General features: G+C 57.0%; 16 protein-coding genes. 7 read left to right on the plus strand and 9 right to left on the minus strand.

Annotated elements, in window-relative coordinates; genetic code table 11:
* The first annotated feature begins 356 nt into the window (after positions 1-356).
* The 4 genes from recA (at position 357) to RB2501_RS03095 (ending at position 4,000) form a co-directional block, all read left to right on the plus strand.
* Positions 357-1,364: a recombinase RecA gene (recA, locus tag RB2501_RS03080; protein ID WP_015753276.1), complete on the plus strand. Its 1,008-nt coding sequence runs from the start codon at positions 357-359 to the stop codon at positions 1,362-1,364.
* 83 nt (positions 1,365-1,447) lie between these two features.
* On the plus strand, positions 1,448-1,864 hold the full coding sequence (locus RB2501_RS03085; RefSeq protein ID WP_148214279.1) for a hypothetical protein: 417 nt from the start codon (positions 1,448-1,450) through the stop codon (positions 1,862-1,864).
* Positions 1,865-1,908: 44 nt separating this feature from the next.
* Complete coding sequence (locus tag RB2501_RS03090) at positions 1,909-2,448, plus strand: RNA polymerase sigma factor (RefSeq protein WP_015753278.1); 540 nt, start codon at positions 1,909-1,911, stop codon at positions 2,446-2,448.
* Positions 2,449-2,458: 10 nt separating this feature from the next.
* The gene (locus tag RB2501_RS03095) at positions 2,459-4,000 is read left to right on the plus strand and encodes an outer membrane beta-barrel protein (protein ID WP_015753279.1); all 1,542 of its coding nucleotides are present in this window, start codon (positions 2,459-2,461) and stop codon (positions 3,998-4,000) included.
* Here the strand turns inward: RB2501_RS03095 and RB2501_RS03100 are convergent.
* Positions 3,997-4,746 (minus strand): lysophospholipid acyltransferase family protein, encoded by a 750-nt coding sequence (locus RB2501_RS03100; protein ID WP_015753280.1) that lies wholly within the window; start codon positions 4,744-4,746, stop codon positions 3,997-3,999. The genes RB2501_RS03095 and RB2501_RS03100 overlap by 4 nt on opposite strands.
* An 89-nt stretch (positions 4,747-4,835) precedes the next feature.
* Here RB2501_RS03100 and trpS point away from each other — a divergent pair, with 89 nt between their 5' ends.
* Positions 4,836-5,804, plus strand: coding sequence for a tryptophan--tRNA ligase (gene trpS, locus RB2501_RS03105; protein ID WP_015753281.1), 969 nt, complete (start codon positions 4,836-4,838; stop codon positions 5,802-5,804).
* A gap of 178 nt (positions 5,805-5,982) precedes the next feature.
* Here trpS and dprA read toward each other — a convergent pair whose 3' ends face one another.
* Positions 5,983-7,221, minus strand: a complete 1,239-nt coding sequence (gene dprA, locus RB2501_RS03110; RefSeq protein ID WP_015753282.1) for a DNA-processing protein DprA — start codon at positions 7,219-7,221, stop codon at positions 5,983-5,985.
* 96 nt (positions 7,222-7,317) lie between these two features.
* On the opposite strand from dprA, the gene RB2501_RS03115 reads away from it, so the two are divergent.
* Positions 7,318-8,265, plus strand: a complete 948-nt coding sequence (locus RB2501_RS03115) for an HU domain-containing protein (protein ID WP_015753284.1) — start codon at positions 7,318-7,320, stop codon at positions 8,263-8,265.
* A 44-nt stretch (positions 8,266-8,309) separates the two neighbouring features.
* Positions 8,310-8,825 carry an acyl-CoA thioesterase gene (locus tag RB2501_RS03120; protein ID WP_041326929.1) on the plus strand — a complete coding sequence of 172 codons (516 nt, stop codon included), beginning with the start codon at positions 8,310-8,312 and terminating at the stop codon, positions 8,823-8,825.
* Between the two features lie 90 nt (positions 8,826-8,915).
* On the opposite strand, the gene RB2501_RS03125 is transcribed toward RB2501_RS03120, so the two are convergent.
* From RB2501_RS03125 to RB2501_RS03155, 7 genes are read right to left on the minus strand one after another with little or no spacing between them, the layout of a single operon-like run.
* Positions 8,916-9,752: an aldo/keto reductase gene (locus RB2501_RS03125; RefSeq protein ID WP_015753286.1), complete on the minus strand. Its 837-nt coding sequence runs from the start codon at positions 9,750-9,752 to the stop codon at positions 8,916-8,918.
* A 9-nt stretch (positions 9,753-9,761) separates the two neighbouring features.
* Positions 9,762-10,982 (minus strand): murein hydrolase activator EnvC family protein, encoded by a 1,221-nt coding sequence (locus RB2501_RS03130; RefSeq protein WP_041326930.1) that lies wholly within the window; start codon positions 10,980-10,982, stop codon positions 9,762-9,764.
* Positions 10,983-10,993: 11 nt separating this feature from the next.
* Positions 10,994-11,767 carry a DUF4292 domain-containing protein gene (locus RB2501_RS03135; protein ID WP_015753288.1) on the minus strand — a complete coding sequence of 258 codons (774 nt, stop codon included), beginning with the start codon at positions 11,765-11,767 and terminating at the stop codon, positions 10,994-10,996.
* Positions 11,767-12,735 (minus strand): tetratricopeptide repeat protein, encoded by a 969-nt coding sequence (locus RB2501_RS03140; RefSeq protein WP_187289182.1) that lies wholly within the window; start codon positions 12,733-12,735, stop codon positions 11,767-11,769. Before RB2501_RS03140 ends, RB2501_RS03135 begins: the two co-directional genes overlap by 1 nt.
* The gene (gene dut, locus RB2501_RS03145) at positions 12,732-13,166 is read right to left on the minus strand and encodes a dUTP diphosphatase (RefSeq protein ID WP_015753290.1); all 435 of its coding nucleotides are present in this window, start codon (positions 13,164-13,166) and stop codon (positions 12,732-12,734) included. Before dut ends, RB2501_RS03140 begins: the two co-directional genes overlap by 4 nt.
* Positions 13,163-14,629: a lipopolysaccharide biosynthesis protein gene (locus RB2501_RS03150; protein ID WP_015753291.1), complete on the minus strand. Its 1,467-nt coding sequence runs from the start codon at positions 14,627-14,629 to the stop codon at positions 13,163-13,165. The genes dut and RB2501_RS03150 overlap by 4 nt, the downstream gene beginning before the upstream one ends.
* Before the next feature lie 56 nt (positions 14,630-14,685).
* On the minus strand, positions 14,686-15,198 hold the full coding sequence (locus RB2501_RS03155; protein WP_015753292.1) for a hypothetical protein: 513 nt from the start codon (positions 15,196-15,198) through the stop codon (positions 14,686-14,688).
* Positions 15,199-15,365: the final 167 nt, after the last annotated feature.

Below are 15,365 nucleotides of genomic sequence, written 5' to 3' on the forward strand. Positions count from 1 at the left end.
CCCGCGGAAGGCTACATGGGCGACGGCTTTTTTGAGCCGCATAGCAGCGCTACGTGGGGAGAAAAAGACAAGAAACAAATTCAAAAGGACATTTTGTAGCCAAAGTGTATAGCTCAAACTCGTTCCAAAAAAAAAGCCCTGTTCTTGCGAACAGGGCCTTTGGGACCGCAAAACATTTTCCTTCTTCTTCATAGCAATTCAGTGAAATGCCGTTGCGGTAACCCGCATTAAATTGCGGGCTTCTCATGTGGATTCACCTACTAGATACGGCATTGCCAAAAAGGTTGCTTCCCGCATTGTGAAACTCGGAAAAGAAATGGTAATTTAGCCTCCCACTTAGAAATTCGAACACACTCATGAGCAGCGAAAAAGACGCCAAATTAAAGGCCCTGAAACTCACCCTGGACAAACTCGACAAGACCTATGGAAAGGGGACGGTCATGAAGATGGGGGACGATGTGGCACAGGATGTTGAAGTAATCCCGTCTGGTTCCCTCGGCCTGGATGTCGCGCTCGGAGTGGGCGGGTACCCCAGGGGGCGCGTGGTGGAAATCTACGGCCCGGAATCCTCGGGAAAAACCACGCTGACCCTGCATGCCATTGCCGAGGCGCAAAAAGCCGGGGGCATCGCCGCCTTTATCGACGCAGAGCACGCGTTCGACCGGTTTTACGCCAAAAACCTCGGGGTGGACATCGACAACCTGATTATCTCCCAGCCGGATCACGGGGAACAGGCGCTGGAAATTGCCGATAACCTGATCCGCAGCGGCGCCATCGACATCATTGTGGTAGATTCCGTCGCGGCACTGACGCCCAAAAGCGAGATCGAAGGGGAAATGGGCGACTCCAAGGTTGGGCTGCACGCCCGGCTCATGTCCCAGGCCCTCCGGAAACTTACAGCTTCCATCAGCAAGACACACTGTACGGTGATCTTTATCAACCAGCTCCGGGAAAAGATCGGGGTGATGTTCGGAAACCCGGAAACCACCACCGGGGGGAATGCACTGAAATTTTACAGTTCCGTACGCCTGGATATCCGCCGCTCCACTCAGATTAAGAATACGGACGGGGATGTGCAGGGGAACAAGACCCGGGTGAAAGTAGTCAAGAACAAAGTGGCCCCGCCCTTCCGCACGGTGGAATTCGACATCATGTACGGGGAAGGCATCTCCAAGGTGGGCGAAATCCTGGATATCGGCGTGGACTACGAGATTATCCAGAAAAGCGGCTCCTGGTTCAGCTACGGGGACACGAAGCTCGGACAGGGTCGGGATGCCGTGAAGATCCTGCTCAAGGACAACCCGGAACTCCTGGAGGAACTCGAGGAGAAAATCAAAGAGGCCATCAAGGCAATCAAGGCGTAAACCCTTTAATTTACCGTATCGGGCAAGCAACCTTTGGGCGCCGGGGTCATCTTAGGGACGAGGAATAGTTAAAGATGATGCATATGAAGCGCTTTTGGAAAGGGCTGCCTGTATTCCTGTTGGTACTCCTGTTTTCGGCCTGCGACGTCAATGACGACGGCATGAGCTACCACTTTGTCACCCTGGAGATCTCAGAGGTGGATGTCCCGGAGTCTTTCCAACTGAATGAAACCTATGAAATCGGGGTGTCTTTTGTCCGGCCCAACGGGTGCACTTCCTTTGAGGGGTTCGACGTTCAGTCGGAAGGCAGCACCACGCGTCGCGTGGTGGCGATCGGGGCGGAATTTCCCGAAGAGGACTGCTCCGGGGACGCCGAGTTGGTAACCGCCAGTTTTGAATTCACCTGCCTGTACTCCCAGCCCTATCTTTTCCGGTTTTATTCCGGCCGGGATGAATCCGGAACCGCCCAATTCATCGAGGTGGAAGTACCCGTATATTAACTGATTCCCGCATTCAGCGCTTCCTGTGTAACCGAACCGACATTTTGACCCAAAAAGAGCTCATAAGGAAATGTAAGAAAGGAAACCGAGCGGCCCAGGAGGAGTTATACCGGACCTATTCCGCCGTGCTTTTTGGCATTTGTCTGAAGTATTCCCGCAACAAAACGGAAGCCGAGGACAATTTGCACGACAGCTTTATGACTGTATATGAGAAGATCCACCAGTTCCGGGACAAGGGTTCCTTCGAGGGCTGGCTCAAGCGGATAACGGTGAATACCGTGCTGCAAAAATACCGGAAAAAGGAACCCCTGAGCCTGGTGGAAGAAACGCCGGACCCGGACGGGGACCCGGAGCCCGGGACCGGGACGGGGGAGGAATTGTCCCTGGGGACGCTGCTGCAATTTGTGCAGGAACTCCCGGAAAAATACCGGATCACCTTTAACCTGTATGTCCTGGACGGCTATTCCCACAAGGAAATCAGCGAGTCCCTGGGCACATCGGAAGGCACCTCCAAATCGAACCTGGCCCGGGCACGGGCCATCCTGAGGGACCGGATAAAGAATACAAAAATCAACATCGCCTAACACAAGACACATGGAACCAGAAAACACAGACGACCTTTACAGGGAGAAGCTCGGGAACTATGCCCGGGAGCCCGACCCCCGTGTGTGGAAACGCATCAGCGATTCCCTGGACCGCAAAAAAAAGCGTCGGGCAGTACCGATTTGGTGGGCCCTGGGCGGGGCCGCTGCCGTGCTGCTGCTCGGTTTGTTCCTGTTCCGGCCGGATGATCCGGCTGTGCTTTTCGATTCCACGCCGGTGACTGATACGCAGACGGCCCCCCCCGGGGAAACGGAACGCAACGGCCAGCCCGGACTGGAGTCCCAACCCGGAACGGTTTCCCAACCCAACATGGATTCTCAACCCAACATGGATTCGGAATCCGAGCTCGAATCCCGGCCTGGAAATCTACGCGCCGGGGAAGCACAAAATAATGAGGAAGCACAAAATAATGCAGGCGGTGTTGCCGGAACGGCAGGTACAGACGCAGCCCGGGAAAATGCAGCAGGTAGCCGGTTAGGGCTTTCCACAGAGGAGGCTGTTGCTGCGCGTACCAAAAACGCGGCAGGGGATGAATCGATCAACCCGGAACCACCTGCGACAAACCTCGCCGATTTCGCCGATCCCTCCGATCCCACCGATCCCGCTGACCTTACCGACCCCGCACGCGTCCCGCCACCCGGACGGGAAACAGTAGCGGCACGTGAGGCCCTTGCCGGTCGTGAAGTGGCGCCGGACGATGAGGCTGCACCGGACGAAGAGCGTCAATCGCTGTTCGAAGCGATTGCTGAAGCGAATGCAGCGGAAGACGGAGTGCCGAAAACCCGGAAAGATGAAGGCGGGAAGCGCTGGACGTTGGGTACTTCCCTGGCACCGGTTTATTACAATTCCTTTGGGGATGGTTCGCCCATATCACAGAATTTTGTGTCTAACAGCAAGTCCGGGACGATGAATTTCAGCTATGGAGTCTCCGTGGGATACGCGGTGACGGACCGGCTGAGCCTCCGTTCGGGCCTTAACCGGGTAGATTTCGGTTACAATACCAACCAGGTGGCATTTACATCCACCCTTTCGGGTCCCTCCTCCGCTTCCCTGATCCGCACCATCAGTTATTCCGAAAATGCCCGAACCGTGGTAGTGGAGAGCACCGCGCGGAACGGCACCCCGGCCATGGACAACACCACTGCGGATGTAAACGCGCAAACCCCGGCACGTGAAGGCCGGATGTTGCAGGAGTTTGGATACCTTGAGGTCCCCGTTGAAATGGAATACCGATTGGTAGATAAGAAGCTCGGGGTGAACCTGGTAGGCGGGATGAGTTCGCTTTTCCTGGTGGACAACTCAGTAAGCCTGGATTCGGACGGAGCCACGACCCAGATTGGGGAGGCCACCAACATGAATTCGGTCAGTTTCAGCACAAACCTGGGCTTGGGCGTCTTTTACAACCTGAACCGGGAGCTGCAATTGGAGGTGCAACCGATGTTTAAATACCACCTGAATACCTTTTCCAATACGGCCGGGAATTTCCAGCCCTATTCGGTAGGGGTGTATAGCGGGATCCGGTATCGCTTCTAAACTGCGGACGGGCCCTGCCTGAGTTGCGCGAGGATCCTGTCACGGACCGACTCCCGGAGCTCCGCCTTGTCTTTTTCGGTAAGTTCAGTGGTTTCTGTGAATGCGAGTACCCGGGCCCTGAGGCGGCCGGGGGAACCCGCAAAAAACCGGAATGGAAATCGTTTCTTTGAATCGTAAAAAACCACCGGGACAATCGGGATCCCATGCGCAATGGCCATTTTAAACGCCCCGTCCTTGAACGCATCGAGTTCCACGGTTTCGTCCGGGACGCCTCCCTCCGGGAAAATACAGATGCTCAGCCCGTTGCGAATCCGGCTCTGTGCCCTGCGGTACACCCCGGTCCGGCTCCGGCTGTCTTCCCGGTCTACCATGATGCACACCCGTTTGTAAAAAAACCCGAACACCGGGATGCGGACCAATTCCTTCTTGCCCACAAAAACAAAGGGATTCCGGCTGACCCGCAGCATAAACATGATATCCAGCATGCTCGTGTGGTTGGCAACCAGCATATAGCTCTTCCCCCGGACAGGCCGCTGGTCGTACCGGATGACGGGAGGGCACCCCATCCCGTAAAGGATTACCGGGGCCCAGAGGTTCCGGGCCATCCAGAAAAACTGGGGATAGGTGCGGGGAGATAGCGTAAATAACAGCAAAATCGGGAAAAACACCAGGATGGGCAGGGCTACCAGGATGTAGAACCACACCCTCCATAGGGCTTGGGCCATCATGCGGAGCAGGGTCGTCATGCTTCCAAAAATAGGCATTTTGCCCCGGCGGGGCTTGCACAAGGCGAATTGCCAGCCTACATTTGCGCATAGAAGCAAAGAATGACGCTATGCCAAGGATTCTCACCGGGATTCAGAGTACCGGGACCCCCCACCTCGGGAATATTTTAGGAGCCATCCGGCCGGCCATCGAAATGGCGGGACGTCCTGAAAACGACTCCTTCCTGTTTATCGCAAACATGCATTCCCTGACCCAGATCAAAGATGGGGACACCCTGCGGGGCAACACCCTTGCCACGGCTGCAACCTGGCTCGCGTTTGGCCTGGACATCGAGAAAACGGTATTCTATCGCCAAAGCGACGTCCCCCAGGTTACGGAACTCGCCTGGTACCTGAGCTGCTTTTTCCCCTACCAGCGCCTGACCCTGGCCCACTCCTTCAAGGACAAGGCCGACAGGCTGGAGGATGTAAACGCGGGGCTTTTTACTTACCCGATGCTTATGGCGGCGGACATCCTGCTCTACGACGCCGACCTGGTGCCCGTAGGCAAGGACCAGTTGCAGCATTTGGAGATGACCCGGGACGTGGCGTCCCGTTTCCACGCCCAACTGGGGGAAACCTTTGTGATGCCCGAGGCCCGGCTGCACGAAAATACCATGTACATTCCGGGGACGGATGGGCAGAAAATGAGCAAGAGCAGGGGCAACCTGATCGATATTTTCCAGCCGGACAAGGCCCTGCGCAAGCAGATTATGGGCATCGTCACGGACAGCACTCCCCTGGAGGAGCCCAAAGACCCGGATTCCGATACGGTTTTTGCCCTCTATAAAATCCTTGCTACCCCAGAACAGACAGAGGAGATGCGCGCCAACTACGAGGGAGGCAATTACGGGTACGGCCATGCCAAGCAGGCCCTGTATGAGTGTATCCGGGAGGTCTTCGGGGAGGCCCGCGAACGTTTTGAATACTACAAACAACATCCCGGGGAAGTCGAGGAAGCGCTCGAAAAAGGCGCCCAAAAGGCCGCTAAGGTGGCCGATGGCGTGCTGCAGCGCGTCCGGGAAAAGCTCGGGTATTAACCCTTCCGTTTCCGGGCCCAAAATGCAGGAACCGACCGGGTAGTCGGAAAAGCACCCCTTCATCGATGCGCCCCTGCAGTCATGGATCGGATCAAATGCCGCTTGCCGCCGACAAACTTCCCGATACGCCTCCGGAAAACAACTTGCCGGGGCGGTAACCGACCCGGTGGTTTGTTTTTTACGCCCCCCACCGAAACAATTTTCCGGGCAAAGAGCGCACCAACCCGCGCATTTCGAGGTTGAAAAGGCCCGAAACCGCTTCGGACACCCCAAGTTGGCACCGAACAGCCACTTCGTCCAGGTGCATGCACCCGGATTCCGCCAGGCAACGGGCCAGGGTATTTTCCGTAGGATCCAGGTCGCCCGGTACGGGGTTCACAGCCCGATTTGGGTTGGGAAGCCCCCCTTTCACTCCGGGATTTCCGGTTTCCGCAGGATTTTTCGTTTCCCTGAAATTTCCGGTTTCCACAGGGTTTCTCGTTTTGCTGAGGGATCCGGCGTCCACAAGCCCCCCGCTTCCCTTTGTTTCCGGGGATTGTGCTTCTTCCCAATCCATGGCTAGCAGGAATTCCCGCGCATTGGTGAGCAATTGCGCCTTCTGGGTACGAATCAGGGCGTTGCACCCGGCACTTTGCGGGTCGGACACCCTCCCGGGGAAGGCAAATACCTCCCGGTCGTAACCAAAGGCCAGGTCTGCGGTTACCAGGCTCCCGCCCCGTTCGCCGGATTCCACCACGACGGTAGCCGGGCTCATTCCGGCAATCACGCGGTTCCGCCGGAGGAAATGGCCGGGCTCAGCGGGGGTGCCGCTGGGAAATTCGGTCAAAAAGCCCCCGTTTGCAACAAGGGCATCCCGGTACTTTCGGTGGGATGCCGGGTAGAGGCTGTCCAGGCCATGGGCCATTACAGCGATGGTCTGTAAACCGTAGCGCATGGCGGTACTTTGCGCACATATGTCAATGCCATAAGCAAAACCACTGATAATTATGGGGTTGGCCGGGGCAATACCGGCAATAAAGGCCTCACAGGTTTCCCTACCGTATCCGGTCATACTCCGGGTTCCGACTACGGAAACCAGGGGGTGCCTCCCGAAATTGATCCTGCCGCGGGTGTAGAGCACCAGCGGGCTGTCCGCACATTCCCGCAACCCGGCCGGGTAATCCGGATCCAGGCAGCCCAGGCAGCGGGCACCCCGCTTTTCCGCAAATCGTAGCTCCGCCTGCGCCCTCCGCAGGTAGGCTTCCTCCTCCAGGCTGCTCAGCAGGTTGTGCCGTAAGCCGTTGCCAGCCAGCATTTTCGTCTGGGAGAAAACCGCGGAGGGACTGCCGCATATGGCAATCAGATTTCGGGCTCCAATGGGGCCCAATCCCGGAATAAGCTGTAAACGGATCAGTGCAATTAGCTCTTTTTCAATCATTTAAAAGAATAGTTCACAACTTGCCAGGAGAAAAAGTTGATAAAAAGGTAGCGGCTCCCGTTGGTGTAAATGTTAAATTTTAGCATCTTTGTCTCTATGGACACCGCCAGACATATCGAATCGCTGCTCTACCGCTACCAATGCGTGGTAGTGCCCGGATTCGGGGCGTTCCTGACGCAAATTAAATCTGCCTACCTGCAAAAAGACAGCAATACCTTCCACCCGCCTTCCAAGGTATTGTCCTTCAATGCCCAATTGCGCACCAATGACGGCCTGTTGGTATCCCACGTGGCGCAGGCCGAAAAAATATCCTACGAAGAAGCCCTGGAATGGGTGGAACAGGAGGCGCAATCCTGGCTGGAAGCACTCCGCCGGGAAAAGAAATTTACCCTGGAAGCACTGGGGACGTTCCGGCTGAACAGCGAGAATAAGGTCTTTTTCCAGCCGGCTGACACGAACAATTACCTGACCACTTCCTTTGGGCTGAGCTCCCTGATTGCCACGCCGGTAACCCGGGAAGCCCTGAAGGAGGAGGTTGCGGAACTGGAAGAGCGGATCCCCTTTTCCTTTACCCCGGAGTCGCGCGATTCGGCCGGCATCCGGCCGTTCCTGAAATACGCAGCCATTGTCCTGCTCGCCATTACGGCCGGTATTTCCGGCTACGGTTTCTACAGAAACCAAAATGCTTCCGGCGACCTGGTGCGCGCCGCCGCCCGGGAGGAGGTCTCCCGCCACATCCAGGAAGCCACTTTCTTCGGGTCCCAGCCCCTGGAGCTCCCTTCCATTACCCTGGACGTGGTAACCGAATCCCCAAAGGCTTCCCACCATATCATTGCGGGGGCCTTCCGCGTACGGGGGAATGCGGACAAAAAAATCAGCCAGTTGCGCAACCGCGGCTTTGAGGCCCGATACCACGGGGTGAATGCCTTTGGCCTCCACCAGGTATCCTGCGGCTCCTTCAGCGACCCGCAGCGCGCCCTGGAAGCGCTCCGCCGGATTAAGCGGGAAGTCTCGGCCGATGCCTGGCTACTCTCCGAAAAATAGGTGTCCCTGCTCCCGGAATTGTATCTTTGCCGAAATTTTAATCCATGAAACCAAAAACTCCCAGCGATTCACGGACCGTGATGACGGATCTGGTGCTGCCCAGCGAGACCAACCCGCTCAACAACCTCTTCGGGGGCGAATTGCTCGCCCGGATGGATCGGGCTGCGAGCATTGCCGCCAGGCGGCACAGCCGGCGGATCACCGTAACGGCCTCGGTGAACCACGTGGCCTTCAACCGCTCCATCCCCCTGGGGAGCGTGGTAACGGTGGAAGCGGCGATTTCCCGTACCTTCCGCACGTCCATGGAAGTTTTTATCGATGTGTGGATTGAAGATCGGTTCAGCGGGGAACGGGATAAGGCGAACGAAGCGATTTACACCTTTGTCGCGGTAGACGACACGGGCATCCCCACGGAAGTTCCGCCCCTGGAACCCGAGACCGAACTGGAAAAGCAACGGTACGAGGCAGCCCTCCGGCGGAAACAACTCAGCCTGGTCCTCGCGGGCAAGATGAAACCCGCGGATGCCACCGAACTCAAGGCGTTGTTTCTGGAATCTTAACAGAAAAGCAACGGGAAACCTGCCGCGATCCCGGGGAGCGTCTTCGGGGTATCCCTGTGGAATAGGAGCCCTGGCCGCGGTGCGACTGGCCTAAAAGTCGAAGTTGTCCGGGTCCGGGCCAAAGCGGTGCCCGCGGTCCATGGCGTCGAGTTTCGCGACGTCCTCTTCGGATAATTCAAAATCGAACAGGTCTGCATTGGCCCGGATCCGCTCCTTCTTAGAGGATTTCGGGATGGTCACCACGCCTTTCTGCAAGTCCCACCGCAATACCACCTGGGCGATACTCTTTCCATAGGAGTCCGCCATGGCCTCCATTTCGGGCAATTTAAAGATCTCCCCCTGCATGAGCGGGGACCAGGCCTCATATTGTATCTTTTTGGCCTGGCAATAATCCTGTAAAGGCTGTTGTACCAGGTAGGGGTGGAATTCGAGCTGGTCTACCGCCGGGATTACTTCGGCATCGGCCAGCAGGTCCTCCAGGTGGTGTTGCAGGAAATTGCTGACGCCGATGGCCCGTACCCGGCCCGTATCGTAGAGGTGTTCGAGTGCCCGCCAGGTATCCTTGTATTTCCCCTCCACCGGCCAGTGGACCAGGTACAGGTCCAGGTAATCGAGGCCCAGGTCGTCCATGGTGCTGTCAAAAGCCTTCAGGGTGCTCTCATAGCCCTGGTCGGAATTCCAGACCTTGCTGGTGACAAACACCTCTTCCCGGTCCACGCCGCTCTCCCGGAGGGCTTTCCCAACCCCGGCCTCGTTACCATAGGCCCGCGCCGTATCGATATGCCGGTAGCCGGCTTCCAGGGCCCATTGCACGGCCCGTTCCACCTCCCCGCCTTCTTCAGCCTGGTAAACCCCCAGCCCGAGGTAGGGCATCTGCACCCCGTTATTCAGTTCAAATGTTCCTTGTATGTCTGTAATTGTACTCATCGTTATATTTTATAGGCGATAGATCCAATCCTCCGGATTCAGGCGCGTAGCGTCCCGGTACAGGTAGAATTTCAATTGCGTCAAGCCGTTAGACCGATTAGTATGTATCTCGCCGAGTTCATCTTTCACCTCTACCTTGTCCCCCTTCTTCACATAGAGTTCCGAGAGGTTGTAATAGGTGCTGATATAATTCCCGTGTTTTACCTGGACCCCCTTGTTGCCTCCCGGGACGGCCAGGATGGCAATCACCTCCCCTTCAAAAACCGCCCGGGCCCGGGCACCCTCGTCTGTGGCGATGATCACCCCGTTGCTCTGGTGTTTGATCCCGGGGTAAACCGCATCCTGATAGATCCCGAAGCCCTGTTTCTTCACCCCTTTCTCCACGGGCCAGATCAGGTTGCCTTTATTGGCCGAAAAATTGCTGGCGATAAGCGTGGCTTCCGGCGTAAGCGCAAACCGGCTGCTCGAGGTATTCCCCGAGCCGCTGTCCCGGTTGGAAGCCGCGATGGCCGAGCGGATCAGCCGATCGATTTCCCGCTCGATTTCCCGGGCCTCCCGGCGTTTGGATTCAATCTCCGCCGCATAGGCGCTCTCGTTTTGGCGAATGGTCTGCAACAAGCCTTTCTGGTTTTGGATTTCGGCCATGAGCTGGTCCCTGACCCGTCGGTTGGCAGCAATCAATTCCTCTTTTTCCTTTCGCTGGGCAGAGAGGTTCTGGTTCAGGACGACGAGCTCTTCCGTTTTTTCCTGGATTTCCTCCCCCTGTTCCTTCCGGAACTGGGTGTATTGTTTCATGTATTGTAACCGCTTGAACGCCTGGTACCAGGATTCGGAGGAGAGCAAAAACAACAACCGGTTCTGTTTGGACCGGTTCCGGTAGGATTTTTGGATCATGGCGGCATAATCCGTCTTGAGGGCCTCCAGGTCTTCGCGAAGCTTGCTGATATTCCGGATATTCGCGTTAATCCGCCGGTTGAGCAGGTTGGACTGCTGGTTGGTAATACGAATGAGCTGCTGCTGCCGGCTGATCTTCTGGTCCAGGGCCTCCATCTGGTCCAGGACGCTCCCCTTCTGCTTCCGCTCGGATAACAACAACCGGTTGATCTCCCGGATCTCTTCCTCGAGCTGCTCCTTTTTGGCTTCCAGGGCCTCCTGTTCACCCTCCTGGGCATAGGCGCCCTGCCCGGCCAGAAACGCCAGAAACAGCGCTAGAGGAAACCGCAAAGCCATGAATGGTCGGATCACTTGGCCGATATCTGATTAAAACCTTTTGGTATTTTATATGGAAAATTCAGTTCCCGGTTCAATTCCACCTGTCGGTAGGTGATCCCGATCGTTACCCGCTCCTCCTTTTCAATGGCCGCAATATAAAGCCGTTCGGGAACAATCCGGCCATCCACTTCCTGATAGCTCGGGTATCTCACGTGCATCAACCGCTTGAATTCGGGTTGGGAAAGCTGCTGGGAGGCCAGGCGAAAATTCCGGGGCTCAATTTCGTAGAGCAGTTTGTAGATCCACGGGTTTGCCTCCGGTTTCAATTCATACACCTCCCCGTCTACGGACAGGTGGTATTTCTGGCCGCGCAGGTCGTGGACCGCCTGGCCCAGGAGGAGGTTCTGGAGGTTATTGAAATCGATCTCCGATCCCAGCAGGTTGCGGATATAGGTAAAATCCCCGTCGAAAAATTCGTTCTGGAGTTTGTTGTAATAAGAAACCCGGTTCGGCGTGATCAACACTTTAACCACCCCCAGGGGGGCGCTCAGCCAGATCACCTCATCGCGCTTCATCCGCAGGCTCACCGTAACACTCTGGTTGTTTTCGGCGTCCGAATAGTCGATGGCCAGCCGGCCGCTCAGGGTCTTGAAATCCGGCGTGCCGGACATGTGGTACCGGACCACGTTCTTTGCGGTCATCCGGGAGTCCACCTCGCCTGTGGCCGTCAATTTCCGCGCCCCGCAGCCGGTTGCCAGCCACGCTGCGGAAAGGATTACGATCCATGTTTTTAACTGTTGCATCACTGCGATCCGTTTTTACTTTTAGCCCGGTACTCCCCGGCCTTTTCCATGTTGCCCAGGGCGGTATGCGCATCTGCCAGCGCCGTGTAGATCCGCCGGGCGAGCTCCCCGCTTTCCAGCAGGAATTCCTCCCCGGATTCCAGAACAGACACGGCCTCAGCAGGCCGGCCAAGTCCCAGCAGCCCGCGTCCCTTCGCAAAATAAAAAAAGGGCTGCAGGGGATAGGTTTCTATCGCCTCCGATCCGAGCTCCTCAGCCTCGCCCCACGATTCTGAGACGAGCAGCGCCTCGAGTTGTTTCATAAAATGCGTAACAGAACCCACTTCTGCCGGCGGATCCGTCGCCGAATCGGCCGCCGGGGTTTCCCTCTCCGAATCGGCTACGGAAGGTGCTCCCTCCGGCACGGATGGCGATTCCGGTTCCAGCTGCCGGGCCTGTTGGCGGAGTGCCAGGACCTCGTCGGTATCCTCCAGCCCCCGGAGCTGTTCCAAAACCTGTTCCCCGTCTTGTTGTTCCAGGTACCACCGGGCCAGGTTGATCCGGAATTCCGGCATATCCATCGGCAGGAAGTCGCGCAGTTCCGCAGGTTGTTTGTATTGGGGCCCGAGGGCCTCCATTAACGTGTGAAGATACCAGTATTCCGCAGGTTCCGCCCGGACAGCCGTGAGGGCGTACTGCTCGGCAGCCGGGTATTGCTCCTGCCGGATCAGGACTTTGGCGAGCTCGTGGTCCAGAACCGGGGCCAGGGGGTCCAGCTGCTTGCATTCCAGCAGCAAGGCTTCGGCCCGGTCGTAATTTTCGATTCCCTTTTCCCTCAGGGCCTGGAAAAACGTCTCCTGGAAGGCGTCCGAGTAGGACTCCAGGAATACGTCGGCACTGCCCTCCTCCTGGGCGCCTGCCAAGAGGCACCAGCACACGGGCAACACCCGGATGGCATTCGGAATTGGAACCAGTAATTTCATCGTCATTTCTTGCCGGTACTGCCAAAGCCTCCAGCCCCGCGTACCGATTCATTCAGCGCTTCTACCTCCACCCATTCGGCCCGTTCGTGCCTGGCAATCACCATCTGCGCAATCCGGTCTCCGTCCGAAACGGTGACGGGGTCATTGGAAAGGTTCACAAGAATCACACCAATCTCTCCCCGGTAATCCGCATCGATGGTTCCCGGGCTGTTCAACACCCCGATGCCCTGTTTGGCTGCCAGGCCGCTCCGGGGCCGGACCTGGGCCTCGTACCCCAGGGGCAATTCCATAAACAGGCCGGTTTTGATCACGGCCCGCTCCAGGGGGCCGAGCGTGACGGGCCCCTCCAGGCAGGCCCGCAGGTCCATCCCTGCGGCACCTTCGGTCTGATAGGCCGGCAGGGGCCGCCCGGACCGGTTGATGATCTTTACCTTCATTTCCCGCGTATCAGTTTGAGCAACAATTCTTTTTCAAGCCGGTAGAGCATCCCCAAAAATACTAAAAGTAACCCCAGGCCGATATATAAGTTCCTGTTAAATACGTAAAAGGACAGGGCCGAAAAACCGATGGAAATACCCAGGTAGAAGGCGATTTTCCGCATGTTGTAGGGGATCGGGTAATACCGTTTCCCCAGCAGGTAGGAGAGGACCATCATCGTGCCGTAGGCGGCCAGGGTGGCCCAGGCCGAAGCAGTATACCCGTATTCCGGGATAAAGACCACGTTGATGGCGATGGTGAGTACGGCGCCCACCAGGGAGATCACGGCCCCGAACCGGGTGCGGTCCGTGACCTTATACCAGACCGAGAGGTTGTGGTAGATTCCCAGGCAAAAGCTCCCGAGCAGCACAATCGGTACCACCTCCATGGCCTCCCAGTAGGCAGCATCCCTTACGAAGAGGACTTTGAGCACGTCCGCAAAGACCACCACGGCCAGCAGGATGACGCTTCCCAGGACAACGAAGTAATTGGTGATCTGCGCATAGGCGCGTTTTGGGTTATCCGAAGTGGCATGGCTGAAGAAAAACGGCTCGATCCCGAGTCGGAAAGCGGTGGCAAATAGCGTCATAAACATGGCGAGTTTGTAGCATGCCGCGTACTTGCCCACTTCCGCCTTGGCTTCCTCCGGGGTGAGCGGCAACAATTCCGAGAGCAGGTACTTGTCAAAGACCTCATTGATGGTAAAGGCCATGCCGGCCACCATCACGGGCAGCCCGTAGGCGAGCATCCGCCTCCAGAGGGCGCGGTCAAAAGCCAGGCGCATATGCCGGTAGTTCCCGCTGAGAATCAGGAGGGTGAGGCCGCTGGCCACCGTGTTGGCAATCAGGATATAATTGATCTGGAAATCCGGCACGTACAACGCGGACCAGATGCCTTCCGTCTCGCTTTCCGCCAGCCTGGGCAGCGCCAGGAGGAAAAACAGGTTCAATACGATGTTCGTGGTGACATTGGCGATCTTAACCATTGCGTAGATCCCCGGGGACTCCTGGGCGCGCAACCGGGCAAAAGGCACAATCACCAGCGCATCCAGGGAGAGGATGATGATAAAGTACCAGAAATAGTTCACCTCAATGTTCATCAGCCCGGCCAACGGCTCGCGCATCAGGACGCCGAGGGTAAAGAACAGGAGCGTGGACCCGCCGATGGAGAGCAGGGAAGTGGACAATACCCGCTCCTTGTCGTCCTCCTTGCTGTAAAAGCGGAAAAAGGCTGTTTCCATCCCGTAGGCCAGGATTACGTTGAAGATGGCAAAAAAGGTGAAAATCAGCGTAATTTCCCCGTATCCTCCGGGCGGCATCACCTCAGTGTAGAGGGGCACCAGCAGGAACGACAACATCCGTGGCAACACGGTGGCCAGGCCGTAAATAAACGTTTGCCTGAAGAGTTTACGAAACAGCTTCAAAGAAGAAGGGGGTTAGATAAACCCCTAAATTAGGTAATTACCCGACGCCGGCAAAGTTATTGGCGCTGCTTGCCGGGATACACGCGGGCGGGTTTTTCCTTCACCCCGTCGACCCGGACATAGAAACGCTTCCCGTCGGACAGGCGAATGTAGGACAACACGGCCTGGTCGGGCTCCAAGTCAAAAGGGAAATCCGGGGCCGGCAGGGGTTTGGGGGGCTGGTTACCCACTTCCCGACGGGCGTCCGCATGCATCACCCGGTCTGCGTCCCCGCCCAGATCCGTGCGAAAACTCGCCGTCACCAACATGCCGGTTTCCGTGTCCTCGACTACTGCCGGCATAATCTGGCCCCTGAAATAGAGGGAGTCCGGCCGGACCTCCCCGGGGCTCCCGGGCGTATAGCGCAGCCGGAGTTCCATCCCGGCGCCCGAAGCCTCCCGCCCCCCCATCCACATTTGGGCGGTGGGGTCGGCGACCTGGAAGGGAGGGTCTTCCTGGAAGGATTTCTGGGAAGAACACCCCATGAGCCCCATGGTCAGCAACAGCGTGGCAAAGTGGCGATGTAACATACTTCTTTTCATTTTACGGGTCTGTGTAAAGATAAGTAACCAATATTGATGCCAAAGCCGCAGAACCCGTTTATGGTGCGTATTTCTCCGGGATGCGTTGCCACAGCCGCCGGCAAAAAAAAATCCCCGGCGAGGTGCCGGGGATGCTGTCTTGTTTGATCGCCCTT

Origin of the sequence: Robiginitalea biformata HTCC2501 (genome assembly GCF_000024125.1) — a bacterium.
In the GTDB taxonomy this organism is placed as follows: Bacteria; Bacteroidota; Bacteroidia; order Flavobacteriales; family Flavobacteriaceae; genus Robiginitalea; species Robiginitalea biformata.

Coding starts and splice junctions, on each gene's coding strand:
- RB2501_RS03095 (WP_015753279.1), top strand. CDS start 2,459: ATGGAACCAGAAAACACAGACGACCTTTACAGGGAGAAGCTCGGGAAC.
- RB2501_RS03120 (WP_041326929.1), top strand. CDS start 8,310: ATGAAACCAAAAACTCCCAGCGATTCACGGACCGTGATGACGGATCTG.
- RB2501_RS03115 (WP_015753284.1), top strand. CDS start 7,318: ATGGACACCGCCAGACATATCGAATCGCTGCTCTACCGCTACCAATGC.
- RB2501_RS03135 (WP_015753288.1), bottom strand. CDS start 11,767: ATGCAACAGTTAAAAACATGGATCGTAATCCTTTCCGCAGCGTGGCTG.
- RB2501_RS03100 (WP_015753280.1), bottom strand. CDS start 4,746: ATGACGACCCTGCTCCGCATGATGGCCCAAGCCCTATGGAGGGTGTGG.
- trpS (WP_015753281.1), top strand. CDS start 4,836: ATGCCAAGGATTCTCACCGGGATTCAGAGTACCGGGACCCCCCACCTC.
- RB2501_RS03130 (WP_041326930.1), bottom strand. CDS start 10,982: ATGGCTTTGCGGTTTCCTCTAGCGCTGTTTCTGGCGTTTCTGGCCGGG.
- dprA (WP_015753282.1), bottom strand. CDS start 7,221: ATGATTGAAAAAGAGCTAATTGCACTGATCCGTTTACAGCTTATTCCG.
- RB2501_RS03155 (WP_015753292.1), bottom strand. CDS start 15,198: ATGTTACATCGCCACTTTGCCACGCTGTTGCTGACCATGGGGCTCATG.
- RB2501_RS03140 (WP_187289182.1), bottom strand. CDS start 12,735: ATGACGATGAAATTACTGGTTCCAATTCCGAATGCCATCCGGGTGTTG.
- RB2501_RS03125 (WP_015753286.1), bottom strand. CDS start 9,752: ATGAGTACAATTACAGACATACAAGGAACATTTGAACTGAATAACGGG.
- recA (WP_015753276.1), top strand. CDS start 357: ATGAGCAGCGAAAAAGACGCCAAATTAAAGGCCCTGAAACTCACCCTG.
- RB2501_RS03085 (WP_148214279.1), top strand. CDS start 1,448: ATGAAGCGCTTTTGGAAAGGGCTGCCTGTATTCCTGTTGGTACTCCTG.
- dut (WP_015753290.1), bottom strand. CDS start 13,166: ATGAAGGTAAAGATCATCAACCGGTCCGGGCGGCCCCTGCCGGCCTAT.